Origin of the sequence: Facilibium subflavum (assembly GCF_003574485.1) — a bacterium.
In the GTDB taxonomy this organism is placed as follows: domain Bacteria; phylum Pseudomonadota; class Gammaproteobacteria; order Francisellales; family Francisellaceae; genus Facilibium; species Facilibium subflavum.
The window spans coordinates 1-16273 of record NZ_QLIT01000201.1; the positions used below are offsets into that span (position 1 = coordinate 1).

At 37.3% G+C, this 16273-nt stretch carries 15 protein-coding genes; 9 read left to right on the forward strand and 6 right to left on the reverse strand.

The window, feature by feature from the left end; genetic code table 11:
- Nucleotides 1-1207: MFS transporter (locus DNK84_RS11010; protein WP_328587422.1), on the forward strand; the 1207-nt coding region annotated here is incomplete at its 5' end.
- Between the two features lie 90 nt (nt 1208-1297).
- On the opposite strand, the gene dksA is transcribed toward DNK84_RS11010, so the two are convergent.
- Complete coding sequence (gene dksA, locus DNK84_RS11015; protein WP_119344557.1) at nt 1298-1714, reverse strand: RNA polymerase-binding protein DksA; 417 nt, start codon at nt 1712-1714, stop codon at nt 1298-1300.
- A 293-nt stretch (nt 1715-2007) separates the two neighbouring features.
- Between dksA and crcB the strand changes: the two genes are divergently transcribed.
- The 3 genes from crcB to asd all read left to right on the forward strand — a co-directional run bounded on the left by crcB (nt 2008) and on the right by asd (nt 4385).
- Nucleotides 2008-2397 (forward strand): fluoride efflux transporter CrcB, encoded by a 390-nt coding sequence (gene crcB / locus DNK84_RS11020; protein ID WP_119344558.1) that lies wholly within the window; start codon nt 2008-2010, stop codon nt 2395-2397.
- Nucleotides 2398-3150 (forward strand): beta-ketoacyl synthase chain length factor, encoded by a 753-nt coding sequence (locus tag DNK84_RS11025; protein WP_119344559.1) that lies wholly within the window; start codon nt 2398-2400, stop codon nt 3148-3150.
- A gap of 134 nt (nt 3151-3284) precedes the next feature.
- Nucleotides 3285-4385, forward strand: coding sequence for an aspartate-semialdehyde dehydrogenase (gene asd, locus DNK84_RS11030; protein ID WP_119344560.1), 1101 nt, complete (start codon nt 3285-3287; stop codon nt 4383-4385).
- Here asd and DNK84_RS11035 read toward each other — a convergent pair.
- Both DNK84_RS11035 and DNK84_RS11040 read right to left on the reverse strand, forming a co-directional pair.
- On the reverse strand, nt 4382-5311 hold the full coding sequence (locus DNK84_RS11035) for a LysR family transcriptional regulator (protein WP_119344561.1): 930 nt from the start codon (nt 5309-5311) through the stop codon (nt 4382-4384). The two genes, asd and DNK84_RS11035, sit on opposite strands and share 4 nt — an antisense overlap.
- 63 nt (nt 5312-5374) lie before the next feature.
- Entirely contained in the window at nt 5375-6187 is an 813-nt protein-coding gene (locus DNK84_RS11040) for a hypothetical protein (RefSeq protein WP_119344562.1), read from the reverse strand.
- A gap of 160 nt (nt 6188-6347) precedes the next feature.
- On the opposite strand from DNK84_RS11040, the gene DNK84_RS11045 reads away from it, so the two are divergent.
- A complete protein-coding gene (locus DNK84_RS11045; RefSeq protein ID WP_119344563.1) occupies nt 6348-7514 on the forward strand; it encodes an amino acid permease in 1167 nt (388 codons plus the stop codon).
- An 18-nt stretch (nt 7515-7532) separates the two neighbouring features.
- Here DNK84_RS11045 and DNK84_RS11050 read toward each other — a convergent pair whose 3' ends face one another.
- Genes DNK84_RS11050 through DNK84_RS11060 form a run of 3 tightly spaced genes read right to left on the reverse strand, consistent with a single transcriptional unit; the run spans nt 7533 to nt 12401 of the window.
- Nucleotides 7533-10646 (reverse strand): efflux RND transporter permease subunit, encoded by a 3114-nt coding sequence (locus tag DNK84_RS11050; protein ID WP_119344564.1) that lies wholly within the window; start codon nt 10644-10646, stop codon nt 7533-7535.
- Between the two features lie 14 nt (nt 10647-10660).
- A complete protein-coding gene (locus DNK84_RS11055; protein ID WP_119344565.1) occupies nt 10661-11863 on the reverse strand; it encodes an efflux RND transporter periplasmic adaptor subunit in 1203 nt (400 codons plus the stop codon).
- On the reverse strand, nt 11847-12401 hold the full coding sequence (locus DNK84_RS11060) for a disulfide bond formation protein B (RefSeq protein WP_119344566.1): 555 nt from the start codon (nt 12399-12401) through the stop codon (nt 11847-11849). The genes DNK84_RS11055 and DNK84_RS11060 overlap by 17 nt, the downstream gene beginning before the upstream one ends.
- A gap of 681 nt (nt 12402-13082) precedes the next feature.
- On the opposite strand from DNK84_RS11060, the gene DNK84_RS11065 reads away from it, so the two are divergent.
- The 4 genes from DNK84_RS11065 (at nt 13083) to DNK84_RS11080 (ending at nt 16147) form a co-directional block, all read left to right on the forward strand.
- A complete protein-coding gene (locus tag DNK84_RS11065; protein ID WP_119344567.1) occupies nt 13083-13310 on the forward strand; it encodes a Flp family type IVb pilin in 228 nt (75 codons plus the stop codon).
- A gap of 182 nt (nt 13311-13492) precedes the next feature.
- Nucleotides 13493-13933: an A24 family peptidase gene (locus DNK84_RS11070; RefSeq protein ID WP_119344568.1), complete on the forward strand. Its 441-nt coding sequence runs from the start codon at nt 13493-13495 to the stop codon at nt 13931-13933.
- 55 nt (nt 13934-13988) lie between these two features.
- Entirely contained in the window at nt 13989-14747 is a 759-nt protein-coding gene (locus tag DNK84_RS11075; protein ID WP_119344569.1) for a hypothetical protein, read from the forward strand.
- Entirely contained in the window at nt 14747-16147 is a 1401-nt protein-coding gene (locus DNK84_RS11080; protein WP_119344570.1) for a type II and III secretion system protein family protein, read from the forward strand. Before DNK84_RS11075 ends, DNK84_RS11080 begins: the two co-directional genes overlap by 1 nt.
- Nucleotides 16148-16273: the final 126 nt, after the last annotated feature.

Below are 16273 nucleotides of genomic sequence, written 5' to 3' on the forward strand. Positions count from 1 at the left end.
TTATTTCAATACTCCCCAAATGGAAAGACCGAGTCACAAGCAAGCGATTAAATTCAATATACTTGCTTATCTTTTGACTTATGTTGCCTATATGACATTAACGATATCGATGAGTTTAACGCCTTATGTTGCAAATGCCTTACAGCTAACGCACTCAGATGCGCAAATTGGGATGAGTCTGTCCTTTTTAACTTTTAGTATTTCAGCTGTACTATTTGCTACCTTATCAGATATCTTTAGTGCACATAACATATTAGCTGTTTCGCAATTATTATCCATTGCTGGCTTATTTGTCATAGCCGCATCACAAAATGTACTTTGGGTATTTATTGGTTTTTTTCTATTAGGCTTGGGAACTGGTTGTTATTCGTCTATATCTCGAGCCTTGATATCAAGGCACGCACAGGATGTGACGCGAATGCGACGTGCTTATGCTGTGTTGTCTTGCTGTATTATTATCGCACCGGTGATGAGTGCTTATCTAGCCTTGTTATTATTGCCAATTTCCTGGCGGGCAGGTTATATTGCAATGGCATTAATAGAGATTCTATTATTTGCCTATTCAAGACCATTACTAAAAGTGGATAAATCGTTGCAAAAATTAATCCCAAAACATGCCATTACATCAGGGTTTAAACACGCTTTATATCAAAAAACCTATGTTTTTAACGTCGTGATTGTTGCGATATTATTTTCTTTTTATCTTAGCGTGTTAATGAATTCATTCAGATCCATATTATTAAATCAATTTGCTTTAAGTCCTTTGCTGTTTGGTATACTTTTTCTGGGTGCGTCTGTGTTTTATATTTTTGGGATATTGCTTTATCGACAGCTTGCTGAACATACCGATAAAAAGCGTTATAACTTTGGCGCGCTACTGTTACTTTTCCTTGGGGTTTTATATTTGACTTTGGTCAGTATTAACATCATCAATATTGTATTAGCGATCTATTATATATGCCTGGTCACAGGTTTTCTCGTGCCGATGACAACAGGTGCAGCAATGACAAAAATCACAAAAGGGCATGGTGCAGCCGCGGCAATGATAACTTTTTCAGTTGCTTTCTTTATGGCTATGTGGGAATTTACCCGTGCATACCTTCCGTATTCCAGCTATCACTTTATGCTTTTTGCTCTGTGGGTAAGTTTTGTTATAGTGGCCTTTTTAAGAGTATTGTTGTATCGCTTAGTAAAAAATAGCCATTAAGCGTTTTATACGGATATATACCCATCACAAACTATTTTACAGTATTTCTGTCATCGAACACCGCAGAATGATTTACCACAGGTATATAAACTATTCTGTTTTAATCGTACCTTGTGTTTTTTCCTGGTGCTCTTGGATCTCTTTTGCCTGTACTGATAAAGTGGCTGTTGGGCGTGCTAGTAAGCGCTTAATACCAATTGGTTCGCCTGTAATTTCACAGTAGCCATATTCGCCACTATCAATCTGATGCAACGACTCATTTACCTTTCGCAAGAGTTTACTTTGGCGATCAACGGTACGCAAATAAAGCTGTTGCATTTCTTGTGATGAAGCAACATCGTTTAAGTCAGTATTTCTTTCTGATTCAGATAGACTTTTCTTTGCATCTTCAATGGCTTTGTTTAGCTCTTCTTTTTGTTGTAAAAGTAGTGCTTTGAAAAAAGCCAATTGCTGATCGTTCATGTAGTCATTATCAGACATTTCTAATAGTTCTTTTTCCGTCAGCATTGTTGTTCTCCGTTAATCAAAAGTTTTTTACAGGGCGATGTTATATCATAAATCGCGCAATATCACTAATTAAAATATGCTCCTTTATTAAAAAAAGTTGAAAATATGGGTTTCGTCAATAGATAAATCTCATAGGTTTGATATACTTTATCCTACGGAAATGGTGTTCTTCCTAAGATCGTGTGCGAATTTACCATCAGTGTTGCTGTGCTGCTTTCAAACCATCGTAACCAAAGATTGATGACACCTGCTATGAAAAATGAACAACAAAATAAGTAACAGAGGATAGTGGGATGTTAACAATATTATTGATTGGCATAGGTGGTGGCATTGGCTCTATTTGTCGGTTTGGTCTGTCAGAATGGTTGTCAATTTATACCGGGAAAGCGTTTCCGTATGGGATATTGATTGTGAATATTTTAGGTTGTGCAGTTATTGGGATGCTTGCTGCATTTATTCAAAAAGCACATATTATAGAGCATTTTCTAACACCCTATGCCAGAGGGCTTTTTATCACAGGCTTCTTGGGTGGTTTTACCACATTTTCAAGTTTTAGTCTGGATGCGCTGGTGTTGTTTCAAAATGGCCAGGCGGGTAAAGCATTGTTATATATTTTGTTAAGTGTTTGTCTGTCAATGATTGTCGTATTTATTGGCTTTAGTGCCGTGGAGCGTTATTTATAAATGTCTTTATCAGCAGCGCCTTTAGCGCTTTATGTTCACGATATTTGTGCAGTTGCACCTGGTTTGCACCATTTAGATGAATGGAAAAACTGGGCAAAGCATCCGGTAATACCAACAGAAGGCAAGCTTAATCTGGCTTGTGTGCCCGCGATATTTAAAAGACGCGCTTCACTAGCCACTAAATTAGCTTTAGAAACCGCGTTGGGAATCACATTACAACAGCAGCCTGAATATACGATTTTTGCTTCACAGCATGGAGAAGTCGAGCGATTAATTGCTTTATTAGCACAAATTGCCAATAAAGAAACGCTCTCGCCAATGCATTTTTCACAAGCAGTACATAACACTGCCTCAGGCTTATTTTCGATTATTAAAAAATTAGATAGTAATATCAGCTCAATTGCTGCAGGCGAACAGACATTCCAAATGGCGATATTAGATGCATTGGCTTATTTGCAATTAAATCCACAAAAACAGGTTTTGCTCACGATGTTTGATGAGGTTTTACCTGCGTTTTATCAGACCTATATGACATACCCTCATGCATGTCCATTTGCCTTGACGCTCTTACTTGGCAAGGAACCAAGTACATACGCAAAACCAATTAAAGTGCAAAGTGTGGCACAAAAAACGAATAAGCAGGTCTTACCTGGTGCACTATCTTTTTTAGCATGGGCTTTAGGGGACACAACAGGTGATTGCTTATTATTACCGATGAATGATCAAAGCTTACAGTTGGTAAAAATAGATTAATTTATCTGGTCATTTGAACTGTAATAGTGAACATATCAATTGTAGATTATTTTGCGTAAGCCTAGTTGCAAAGTGATTTAACAGTAGTATATAGTGATTGAATAAACTAAGTTTCCTCGAGCAGGGTTTTTAAGGTGAAAAAGGTTGGTTTTATAGGCTGGCGAGGTATGGTTGGTTCCGTTTTAATGCAGCGCATGCATGATAATAATGACTTTGACGATATACAGCCTGTATTCTTTAGTACTTCTCAAGTAGGCAGTCAAGCGCCTAAAAGCGCTAAAAAATATAAGTCTTTACAGGATGCATATGAGTTGGAAAGGCTTTTTGAGATGGATGTCATTATCACTTGTCAAGGCAGTGACTACACACAAAGCGTATTAATCGAACTTGAACAAATGAATTGGCCAGGTTACTGGATTGATGCGGCCTCTTTTTTGCGAATGGATCCTGATAGCATTATTGTATTAGACCCAATTAATAGGCCGACTATAGATCAGGCGATAGATCGTGGCGTTAAGCGATTTGTTGGTGGTAATTGTACCGTAAGCTTGTTAATGTTGGCTATTCATGGTCTGCTGGATGCAGGAGTTGTAGACTGGATTAATGTAATGAGTTATCAGGCGGTATCTGGTGCTGGTGCAAAAGCAATGGCAGAATTAATGGCACAACTGGATTACATGCAAACACATAGTAAGGGTTACCTGGATATATTAAAGCAGGAGCAAAAGGCAAGGCAAAGCATCCAGGATAAAAACTTTCCTTGTTATAATCTACCACAAGCACTCGCTTTCAATGTCTTGCCATGGATTGATAAAGCAGTGGCAGATGGACAAACCAAAGAAGAATGGAAAGCGCAAGCAGAAATGAGTAAAATTTTAAATGATACAACAACAAAGGCGATTGCTATTGATGGCATCTGTGTTCGTGTGCCAACACTTCGGGCACACAGTCAAGCTTTAACAATTCAGTTAAATAAAGATGTGTCACTTGCTGACATCAAATCGATATTATCTCAAGCAAACCCTTGGGTACGTTTTGTTGAAAATGATGATATGCAAACATATCAACAGTTAACACCATTATCAGTAGCCGGTACTTTGGATATCGCGGTAGGAAGGCTTAAAAAAAGTCTTACTGCACCAAATCATATTCATCTTTTTACTGTGGGTGATCAGTTATTGTGGGGAGCTGCAGAGCCTTTAAGAAGAATGCTTAAAATATTACTCTCTGCTTAGAGTAATTCTTTGTTATGTAAGCTTGAGATAGACATCAATGCCTGCATAAATTCTCGCATAACCTTATTAATCGGCTTGTCATAACTATAGGCCAGATAAGTTGATAAGCCCTCAATAATAATGCTCTTGGGCTCATTTGAGCGATTTTCATGTTTTAGGAATAACTCACGTGTTGATACAAGCTGGCCACTTTTGAGTTCTTTTTCAACCATAAACTCTGGTAGCCAGCCAATACCCAAATTTGCAATTACTGCCTTTTTAGCAACCTGGGCGTTTGAAAAGATAGATAAAGGGGTGGTTTTGCTGATTTTTTTGAGTGTAAATTCATGTAAGATAGAACCGACTTTCGGCGTGATGAATGTTTGACTTAAGATGTTCTCAAGTGTTGGGTTGTCAATTAAAGATTTGTTTTCACTTGATGCAACAAGAATACAACGGATTTTTCCAACTTCTTCACAATAGTATTTTTTTTCCTTAACCGGTGTTGAAGCAATAATTAAATCGCCATTAAACCTTTCATAAAAGTCAGTATACTCAAGGGTTGTGAAGTTAATATTGTAATTAAGCTTGGGATAGCGTTGTTTAACACTTTTTAAGATTTGAATAACCCACTCATCAAAAATTGGTGACACGATAAGATTAAGCTGGTAGTCTTTGTTCTCATTTGAAAGATAAGTAAAAAGATGACTAAATGCGCCTTGAATCTTCTTGGCATAAGGGAGGAAGTTTTCTCCATCAACGGTAAGTTTTGTGTTTTTCCCATCAAAGTAGAAAAGCTTTTTGCCAACTTCAGCTTCAAGGCTTTTAAGCTGCTTTGTAACGGCAGGTTGTGTGAGATAAAGGCGGTTGGCTGCGGCTGTAATACTTTTCAGCTCAACCACTTGCAAAAAAATTTGAACGTGTTTGTATGTTAAGTTATAAGCCATATGTAGGCATCTTTATGTCAGAGGTAAAGATATAATAGACAATTTTCTTCAAAAAGGGAAAGCTCATAACTGTTGTATGCCAGCGACTTGCCACAAATGCTCACCATCTTGGCGCGTAAAATGCCATATCTCTTTAAAGTCTTCCCATGAATTTTGCGCGCTTTCTTTAACTTGACCTGTGAATTGAGCGCTGAGAACCCATTGTGTATGATGTTTATCACAGGCAAGAACATCACATTTTAACTCTTTAAATTCAGCAATATCAGTATTGTCTTGAATATCCTGGCAAATACTTTGATACAAGTCTTCGGTTAAATAGCTTTTGACTTTACTTAAGCCTTCTTGATTATTTAATGTTTGTAACTGATTAAATAAATTAATGGCCTGGTGATTAAAAACAGCCTCAGGTGTGCCATCTAAGAGTTTTCCATCCTGGATGGCAGGCGTATCAAGGTTTTGCGCGCCAGCCTGATTGTCTTCTTTTGCAGTAAAGTTTTGTGTGGTTTGAGAAAAAGCATTATGGTTTTGTGGTGCATGTTGATTATGAGGCGCCTGCAGTTGCGCTTTTTGTCGGCGCAAGAACCAGAATAACACCATAATCAATAAAAGGACAATAACAAGTCCCATCATGCCTTGAGAGCTAAATAGCCAAGCCAGTAATGCGCCAATACCAAGTGCAGCTAAAATCTTGCCAAACATACCAAATCTATTTTGTTTCGGCGTTGTGTTTGCTGTGCTATTTGTATGTGTTTTTGCGGGAACTGAACGCTGGTAGCCACGACTAAATCCACCACCAAAACGCTTTGCATCTGCAAACTGAAAGCCTGCAAGCCCAATTAACAATAGTGAGAATATCACGGTTATTTTTTTTAACATTATTTTTTCCTATCAATTTTTCTGGATGTATCATAAACAAAATCTGCTAAGAGGGCGATAAAATTTTAATGGTAAATTCATATTAAGACGTAATTATTACTTGGCAAATTTTCTGTACTCATGTATCGTTACATCATTTGATTATTTTAAGAGAGAAAAAATGCAAAGATCATTTGGTGGTGCCTTTTTAGTGGTTGGTACAACAATTGGTGCAGGGATGTTATCTTTACCTTTGATTACAGCTGCATGTGGATTAGGTGTATCGATTATTTTGGTTATCCTTTCATGGTCAGTCATGTATAGCACGGCCTTGAAATTAATTCGTGTCTGTGAAAACCAGCCTTTAGGTGTGAACTATACTACGCTGATTAAAAATACCATGCCACTTAGCATGCAGATGCTATTTACAGTTGTTTATCTTTTGCTGCTTTATGCGCTTATGTCAGCATATACAACGCAAGGTGCAACACTGATTCAACTGGTAACACAGACACAACACGCTTCAGTTGCAATTGATGTGATTGTTTTTATCTTGATTTTTGGTCTGGTTATCCTAAGCACAAGGTTAAGTGATTATGTTAATCGCTCCTTTGTTTCGATTAAACTAATCTTTTATGTGCTTTGTGTCTTGAGTATGATTGTATGTTTAAAGCTTGGCAACATGCTTGCAGGGCCCTTATCATTTTATGCAATTATCTTTGCCTGGCCAACGCTTTTGCCTTCTTTTGGTTTTCAGAATATTATTCCTGTTTTGTATGAATACCAAAAAGGGGATGTTAAAGCAATTAAACGCAGCATATTAACAGGTAGCCTAATGGTGTTGGGTATTTATATCATCTGGCTTTTTGTATGCTTATCTATCTTGCCACAAACAGGTCATGACAGCTATCAGCAGATTTTTGCCAGGGGCAATACGTTAGATGTTTTTATGCAAGCAATTAAAACAAGTACACAGAGCAAGTGGATTAATACCTTTTTGTCCATTTTTATTAATATCTCTATTATTACTTCATTTATCTGTGTTGGTTTGTCGCTTTATCATTATATTCGCGATACATTTAACCGTATGGGGCTTCAAATCAATAAGGCAATTGGTTTCTTTTTAACGTTTTTACCGCCGTTTATTTTTACGGTATTTTATCCAAAAGGTTTTATTCTTGCCTTACAGTATGCGGCTATCTTTGCGGTAGTGATTTTTGTTTTTACACCAGTTTACCTGGATATTGAAAACAGGAAAAAAGCGCATAATTTCTATCCGTTGATATTAGGCGCCCTTGTTATTATTGCGCAAATTTTAAATTTATCAGGTATTGCAAAGCCATTTTAAAGACATTGTTTAATGATGTTATTCTAATGAATGAGACTGATTGATTTCCGATATCATTTGATCTTGTTTTTTCCAGCGTGCAACCAGTAGTGAGCGATCTTTAGCTAGATATGAGTAAACAACAGGTACCACAAATAAGGTAAACATTGTCCCAATTAACATGCCTGATGCAATAACAATACCTAAAGATTGGCGACTTACTGCACCTGCACCGGTTGCATATACAAGTGGCAGCACACCAAATACCATCGCAGCAGTTGTCATTAAAATCGGGCGAAGTCGTAAGGCAGCTGATTTTAAAATAGCATCTATTTTATTATAGCCCTCTTCTTGCAGCTTATTGGCAAACTCAACCAGCAATATCCCATGTTTACTGATCAAACCAATGAGGGTAATAAGACCTACCTGGGTATAGATATTGATCGAGGCATAACCAAAATTAAACAGCTGTCCTATATAAAGCGGAATCAAAGCACCACAAATAGACATAGGTACACTGATTAAGATAATCAGTGGATCTCTAAAGCTTTCAAACTGCGCTGCGAGCATCAAGAAAATCACTAAAATTGCGAAAACAAAGGCAACACCCATCTGACTTGTGTTTTGCAAGTACTGTCTTGCCGCACCTGAGTATTCGTGAGTAAAGCCTTTAGGTACCATCGATTGTGATAGACTTTGCAAATAATCAACTGCTTGACCTGTGCTAACACCTGGTGTTGGAACAGCAGAGATAGTCGCTGAGTTTAATTGCTGGAATCTATTTAGACTCAATGGTACACTTTGTGTTTCAAAGCTGACAATGGAAGACAGTGGCACCATCGCACCTGTTGGTGTGGCAATTTGAATCTGGCCTAACTGCTCCTTGGTTAACTTCATGCTGTCAAGCAATTCAGGAATGACCTGGTAGCTGTAGCCCAACATACTAAAGTAGTTAACATAGCCGCCAGAGTAGGCATAGCCCAGCGTTTGCGCAATCTGACTCATGGTTATACCTAAAGATGATGCCTTAGCGCGATCGATTTTAATCAGCATTTGCGGGTTATCAAATTTCAAATCACTTTGGGCAAAGACAAACAGGCCACTTGTCATCATTTTATTAATAATTTCGTTCGCAATATCATTGATTGCCGGATAACCTTGAACTGATTGCACAACATATTGCACTGGCGGGCCAAATGAAATACCCGGTAAGGAAGGCATTTCAAAGGTGTAAATTTGCGCCCCGGCTACATCATCTAGTTTGTTTTGCAGTAATGGTTTAATTTCCATTTGGGTTTGGCTACGCTCATCCCATGGCTTTAAAACCAAGCCGCCAAAAATATTATTTGATTGAGGATAACCATTAACCACAAAGCTTGCCTGTACACCTGGCATTGAATCAAAGACTTTGTAGATTGCGGGTGTAAAAGCATCCAGGTAGTTAATATTTGCGGGAGATGGCGCAGTTCCTTGGATACCGATAAAGGCCTGGTCTTCTGTTGGTGCCAATTCAGATTTGGTACCAACAAATAAGAAATAGCAGCTGGTTAATACAATTGCGGCAAACAGGATAATGACAATACGTACGTTGATCACTTGTTTTAACGCATGACTGTAAGCATTTTTTAGCTTTTCGAAAGTCTTATCAACAAATTGTACAATTTTAGCTTGTGTGATTGATGGGGAGAGTACTTTTGAGCAAAGCATTGGTGAGAAAGTATAGGCAACAATCCCGGAGATAACAACTGCACCTGCTAATGAATAAGCAAACTCAGTAAACAACGTACCAGTTAAACCACCCATCATGCCGATTGGAATATAAACAGCAACAAGTGTTAAGGTCATTAAAACAACCGGGTTAGCAATTTCTCTGGCGCCTTGAATAGCAGCTTTAAAAGGGGTTGCGCCTTCTTCGATGTGTCGATAAATATTTTCAAGTACAACAATGGCATCATCAACCACAAGTCCAATGGCTAAAACCATTGATAACAAGGTTAACAGGTTGATAGAAAAACCCATTAAGAACATAAAAAAGAATGCACCAATAAGTGATAATGGGATGGCAACGATAGGGATCACAACTGAGCGGATAGAACCAATGAATAAAAACAATACAAACATCACGATAATGACCGCTTCAATCAATGTTTTCACCACATCATCGATTGAGGCATTGATATAAGTGGTGTTATTATAAACCGTATTCATCTTAAGCCCGGTTGGCAGGCTTGCTTTAATGGCTGGCAAGTCTTTTAGTATATTCCCAACAACGGTTAATACATTGGCATCTGAAGCGGCAACAACACCTGCAAAAACACCTTTTTTGCCATTGTAACTTACATTAGCATTATAGTTTTGTGCACCCAGTTGCACCTTGGCGACATCTTTTAAATGAATCAGATGACCATTCTCATTTTTCACCACTAACTGCTCATATTGTTGCGCGGATTCTAAGTTAGTGGTTGGATTTAAGGTAATATTTAAATAAGGTCCTTTAATTTGGCCACCTGCAGCAATTAAGCTGTTTGATTGTAGTGCATTGGCAACATCATCAGGTGTGACACCTAAACGCGCCATTTTGTCATAATTTAACCAAATGCGCATGGCATAATCTTTTTCACCCCAAATCATCACATTAGAAATGCCACCTAAGGACTGAAGCTTTGGTGTTAGCTGATTTTTGATATAAGCGGTGATTTGCTGTTCGTTTAAGGTATCACTGGTGAAGCTGAAGATGATAGAAGGAAACGAGTTCCCTGATTGCATTTGAATCGCAGGGGACTCAGCAGATTTTGGCAGCTTATTTAAAACAGCATTGACCTTTTGAACAACCTGGCTTAAGACAGTATCCGGGTTATCACCAAGTTTGACATTAATGGTTATTGTACTGGTTCCAAGTGCACTTTGAGAGGTCATATAGTCAATCCCGTCAGCGCTACCAATTGACTGCTCAAGCGGTGTTGTAACGAATCCTTGAATGACAGATGGACTTGCCCCTGGATAAGAAGTGGTAACGGTAATCGTGGCGTTGTTCATATAGGGGTATTGACGCACTTGAAGGGTGAAAGCCGTACCGATCCCTGCAACCAAAATCAGTAAACTGATAACGGTGGAAAGAACAGGCCTTTTAATAAAGATATCAATAAAATGCATGGGCTTTTCCTATGTTATTTTTTAAAATTAAATTCATTGTTAATGACAACCGATGAGCCATTTTGCAGTTTGTTTTGACCAGAAGTTGCAATAATATCATTAGCCTTAATGCCATCAACAATAACTTTGTTATCATTGGTGATGCTGGTTTTGACAGGCACCTGCTGTGCAATATACTCAGGCTTTCCTGTTGAAACCATGACTGCTTTACCATCTTTAAAAGCACTGTATTGTGCAATTGCCTGCTTGCCATTTTTCATGACAGGTTTAAGAACAATAACTGTTTCACCATAAAGCGTGTAGCTTATTGCATTTCTTGGCAGGATAATTATATTATCAAGTGCTGGCAGGATAACGCTGACATCTAAAAACATGCCTGGGTAAATAATATTCTCTTTGTCGGTATTCTCATAAGTAGCTTGAACGTTAATTGCGCGATTATTATCTGTGATTTCTGAGTTAACGGCAGTGATTTTAGCTTTAAAAACTTTACCAGGATAAGCGTCACTGGTAAATTCAATTTCACCGCCGACATGGACTTTATCTACATCATTTTGTGAGATCGGGAAATTAATAAAAATAGGGGAGAGCTCAGTTAGTGTTGCTGCATTATCACCTGGTTTAAAATATTGCCCAAGGCTTATTTGACGAAGACCTATTTTTCCGGTGAAAGGTGCTTTGACAATATGATAATCGATATTAGCCTGGATAGAGGCGACATTTGCTTTATCTGCATCATAGTTTGCTTTGGATTGATCGAGATTCTGCTGTGAAATCGCATTTTTCTTATATAGGTCTAAATCACGCTGGTAAGTGATTTGGGCTAATTGCATTTGAGCTTTTGCCTGGTCAAGTTCCGCCTGTAACTGTGTAGTATCTAAACGGAATAACTCCTGACCTTTTTTAACCATTTCTCCTGCTTTAAATGAAATAGATGAAACAAGTCCTGAAACCTGTGTAGTTACATTAACACTTTGAATGGCAATTGCTTGTCCTGTTGCTTGAATTTTAGGGTGCCAAGTTGAGACTTTGGCAGTCGTGGAAGTGACTTCGGCAGGTTGCATTTTCCACTCTGCCATGGCCGCTGCCTTTTTGCTGTTAACCAAATGGGCAAAACCAAATATGCCACCAAATATAATCACCAATACAGCGATAACAATAGCAAAGGCAATGGTTAGCTTTTTCTTAGAGGGTTTATTTTTAATATAATCTGCCATCTTTATGATCCTTTCTTTCTTGGTTTTTTAAATGAGAAAACTGTGATGCTGGCAGGAAAAATAAAAACTGCCAGAAATGTATTGCGCTAAATACAATAAAAAAAATAAAGCTATAGCCTGCCATGCTTAGGCCTAAAAATCGCCAGTCTACTGTTTCACACCCTGGAGCGCTGTGTAAAAGTGATTTGACAAAGCCTAAAAATGGTAAGTTATGAAAAAGTGTGTCAACCCCTGCCTGACAGCTACCAATATATTGCTCAGGATGATATTGCATCCATATTTGCTTGGCGGCAATTAAAGCGGTTACCAGGGCAATTAACCCTAAAAGGAAGCTATAAACACGCACGCCAGTACTTTTTGGCTTATGGATCATTGCAATAAAGCTTATCACGGTTAAACAAATTAGCCCCAATTGTTGCAGCAAGCACATAGGACAAGGTTTTAAGCCTGAGGCAACGAAATAAATAATCGCTAAGATTAATATGCAACAAGCGATAAAGCTTATTTGATAAAGCGTTGCTATTTTAAAAGTTCTCATTCGTAATCCAGTTATTTTTATGATTTTCCGTGATGATTGCGCTTAAGTATAGTAAAAAACAGGTAGCTTTTAACAGACCAAACTGCTTGAAATGTAAAAGAATTTTTACTTTCCCAGTCTTTTCTCAACATAGTGTAGCCCTTCTATTATTAAAAACATTCATCGCTAATAACTTGCTGTTGCACCTCTTATCAGTGCTTTGAGCAGAACAATCGTTCATTTTAATTATCAAATGCCAGAAAATATAGTTTTTTATGTTATTTTTTCTCTTGGAATATCAGCAAAAATCTTAATAAGGATTTGATTGTTTTGCAGTAAATATATAAAAACTATTTCGCTCACAGTTCGATCACATCTGGTTACATTAATTAACATTATAATTCTTAACATTTACACTTTTTGATCAGCATGTATGTAATATGTACGACGTGGCAGGAAGAAGATATAAGTCATCTTTTTGCGGCATGAAACTAAAATATGGGGTAATCAATTTGTTAACAATAGTATGCATTTCTTAAAGCATGCATGACATGTTTTAAGAGAAGGTATAAATATCGATGACAAGTCTTAAAACGCTTCATTTTTTGGTTTATATAGGATGGGAGGGGCTTAACAGTCTATTAAAGTTTTCCTCAATCTTGTAATCAATCAAAAATAAAATGTAAAAACAGGAGAATATAAATGTTACTAAAAACATATTGTCAAATTAAAGCTGCACTTTGTCGTTTTAAAAATGATCAGCAAGGGGTGACTGCTGTTGAGTATGGCATGATTGCAATCGCAATGGGGGCACTTATTGCTGTAGTGTTTGCCTGGGGTGGTAGTGATAGTATAGTTCATAGCTTATACACGCAGTTCCAGTCTCTTATTAATGTCCTGACTAGTTGGGGAAATCATATAAACCCTTAAGTCTAGTTTGCCTTATTAAATTACTTATTTAATAAGGCGAATATTGAGGAGAGTATTGATATCGATTAAGGCTTTTCCATTTATAAAAGGTTTTGTAGGTGGAATAAGCATATAGCGAATGTAATTTAATCTCCATGAAAAATCAAAATATTTTCAGGTTATTATAAGACTGGTAGAGATATATGTATTTGATATTTGCCTTAGTTTTGATGGTTATTGCTGTGAGATTCAGTATTAACGATATTAAACTGCGTACGATATACAACAAAGAATTATTGTTGGTTTTGCCTTTTTTTATCTTTATCTCGATATGGCAAGCAAATCTATACTCTGGGTGGTTGAGTGCTATGATTGTGTTTGCAGGTGGGCTGCCATTCTTTTTACTAGGATGGATGGGTGCAGGTGACGTAAAGCTATTGATGCTATATGCGCTAATTACTAAAAGCTTATTGTTATTGTTGGTATTGATTTCATTTATCGGTGGCATACTTACCTTGTGTTATATCGGGGTTTACTTGCTCAAAAAACAATGGTCGCTTTTACGCCAAAGAGGTATTCCGTATGGTGTCGCTATTTCGATCGGCGGACTCATTTTATTTATATTGCAATCGTTAAGTAGCTAAATTAGCTGGAACATTTTTTAAACAAAAGCGTTTAGAGAGATTATAGAGGTAGTAAATGTTTAGAAAAATAATTTTGGTCGTTTTGCTGATTTTTATCCTTTTTGTGGGGTATCGCATTATTAGACCTGTTGAACATACGAAAGTAGTTCAGAAAAAAGTGCAAGATGCTGAAACTATTGTTTATGTGTATACCATGGATGTTAAGCGTGGTGAGTACTTAGTGCCTGAAATGGTTAAGCCAAAGACAATGCAGCGACAGGGTGATCAAGGGACTATAGCAAAGCCACGCGTTGATATTCCTTACCAGCAAAACCCCGTCATGAAAGTGTCAAAAATGCAAGGAGAGGTCGTAAAAAGGGAAGACTTCTTGTTACCTGGTGATTCAGAATATGTAAGACTTCTACATGGCGAGGAATATTCAGTTTATACTTTTGAAATACATCAAAAAAATCTAACAGATTACATTGGACAAGGCGATCATGTTGATATTTATGCCTTAACGAGTGTGAATAAAAGTGCCGATGATTTTGAGGGGAAAAAAGCGAAGCTAAATCCAGTAAAGGATAAATTAGGTTTAGAGCTATTAATGTCGAATGTAATTGTGTCAGCTATTCAATCTAGAGAGGACAATATATTTAACGTCTCAGTATTAGTTCCTAGTCAGGCACTAGGCAAGTTAATTGTGGCTGATAAGTTGGCAAATATTCAGGTAACACCGCATCTGAAAAAGCCTCGTAATAATTCAATAAATATTATCAACGCTATAGGGTTTAATAATGTGAAAGAGTATCGCGGGAAGGGGGAAGAAAACTGATGAAATTAACAAAGCGTATTATTTTATCAAGTTTAGTGGCGTCTTTTTTAGGGGGATATGCGGCTGAAAAACCAGTTGTATTAGAAGCTAACCAGGCAAAGACCATTAAGGTTGATAAAACCGTTGCATCTATCTTTATTGCTAATCCAAAAATTGCTAATTATCAAATCATTGATAATCATCATTTTGCGGTTTATGGCAGGCAAATAGGCAAGACAAATTACATTGCTTATGACAAGCAAGGCCGTGCGATTAATCAAGCGACAGTAAAGGTGCTTAAATCATATATGAAATATGTGCAGGATGAAATTAATGCACGATATTCAGGTGCGAATGTTCGCTTAAACCAAATCAATCAGACAATTTTTATTGAAGGTGATGTGCCAACAGTAGAAATGAAAGATGAAATTGCAGCATTTGTTGGGCAGTCATTATCAAGTATAAAGAGAGAAAATGAAATCAAGTACAAGTTAACACAAAATGGTATAGACTCAGGCACTGGTGGCTCAGGTAGTTCTGGGGGCAGTTCGCTTAGTGAAAGTTTCGTCTTACCATTTTTGAACTACACAACATATCATAACGTTGTGAACCATTTAAAGGTTATTACATTGAAAAAAGAAGTTAATGTAAGAATAACTATTGCCTCGGTGAGTAAGAAAGTACTAAATAACCTTGGTGTCAGCTGGTCAAATATGGGGACCAATGGCAGTTTTATTTTGCAAAATGGTATATTCAGGACAGAAAATTTAACAAATATCTTAAACTTTCTAGATCAAAATAATATTGGCAGTGTACTCGCTGAGCCTAATATGACTGTTGAATCAGGTAAAACAGGAAACTTCTTTTCTGGTGGGGAGATTCCTTACCAATCTTCTTCTGGGATGTATGGTACAACGGTAAGTTATAAAAAATACGGTATTAGCTTGTCTATTGGTGCCACGGTAAATGATAAAGATATTATTGATTTATTTGTGAATGCAGGTATTAGCTCATTAGATCAAGAGACAATGAAAGGCCTAAATATCGACCTTGTACCATTAAAAGGTAACTCAATTACTTCAACAATCCAGCTTAGAGATGGCCAAAGTTTTGTGATAGGCGGATTATTAAATAGAGAACAGATTCAACAGCTAGAGAAAATTCCTTATATTGGGGATATTCCGTTGTTTGGCGCGTTGTTTAGAAGTATGCATAAGTCACAAAGCCAAAAAGAGCTTATTATTGTTGTTACTGTTAATACAGTGCATCCAATGAATAGCATTCAAGACATACAGATCCCTGATGTATCTTTAGGGCAGTCACTGACAACACTACTTGCATTACCAGATGCTGGCAATCGTAATGGTTCAAATAAGCAATCAGCTCAACACTATGCAAAAAATGGAGGCTTTGATGAATAAAAAGTAACCGCTCCATAAACCCCATCTAGTAAAGGCGTTTGTTCTTAATCATACTGTTGTTGTTTATTCACAAATATGGAGCACAGACGATGACAGAAACGCAAATCAAGTGGCTATCAATTTTTT

Bases quoted from the DNA above. Each gene is read 5' to 3' on its own strand.
- dksA (WP_119344557.1), bottom strand. From the start codon at position 1,714: ATGCTGACGGAAAAAGAACTATTAGAAATGTCTGATAATGACTACATG.
- DNK84_RS11035 (WP_119344561.1), bottom strand. From the start codon at position 5,311: ATGGCTTATAACTTAACATACAAACACGTTCAAATTTTTTTGCAAGTG.
- DNK84_RS11075 (WP_119344569.1), top strand. From the start codon at position 13,989: ATGTTTAGAAAAATAATTTTGGTCGTTTTGCTGATTTTTATCCTTTTT.
- DNK84_RS11055 (WP_119344565.1), bottom strand. From the start codon at position 11,863: ATGGCAGATTATATTAAAAATAAACCCTCTAAGAAAAAGCTAACCATT.
- crcB (WP_119344558.1), top strand. From the start codon at position 2,008: ATGTTAACAATATTATTGATTGGCATAGGTGGTGGCATTGGCTCTATT.
- DNK84_RS11025 (WP_119344559.1), top strand. From the start codon at position 2,398: ATGTCTTTATCAGCAGCGCCTTTAGCGCTTTATGTTCACGATATTTGT.
- DNK84_RS11070 (WP_119344568.1), top strand. From the start codon at position 13,493: ATGTATTTGATATTTGCCTTAGTTTTGATGGTTATTGCTGTGAGATTC.
- DNK84_RS11080 (WP_119344570.1), top strand. From the start codon at position 14,747: ATGAAATTAACAAAGCGTATTATTTTATCAAGTTTAGTGGCGTCTTTT.
- DNK84_RS11045 (WP_119344563.1), top strand. From the start codon at position 6,348: ATGCAAAGATCATTTGGTGGTGCCTTTTTAGTGGTTGGTACAACAATT.
- DNK84_RS11065 (WP_119344567.1), top strand. From the start codon at position 13,083: ATGTTACTAAAAACATATTGTCAAATTAAAGCTGCACTTTGTCGTTTT.
- DNK84_RS11050 (WP_119344564.1), bottom strand. From the start codon at position 10,646: ATGCATTTTATTGATATCTTTATTAAAAGGCCTGTTCTTTCCACCGTT.
- DNK84_RS11040 (WP_119344562.1), bottom strand. From the start codon at position 6,187: ATGTTAAAAAAAATAACCGTGATATTCTCACTATTGTTAATTGGGCTT.
- DNK84_RS11060 (WP_119344566.1), bottom strand. From the start codon at position 12,401: ATGAGAACTTTTAAAATAGCAACGCTTTATCAAATAAGCTTTATCGCT.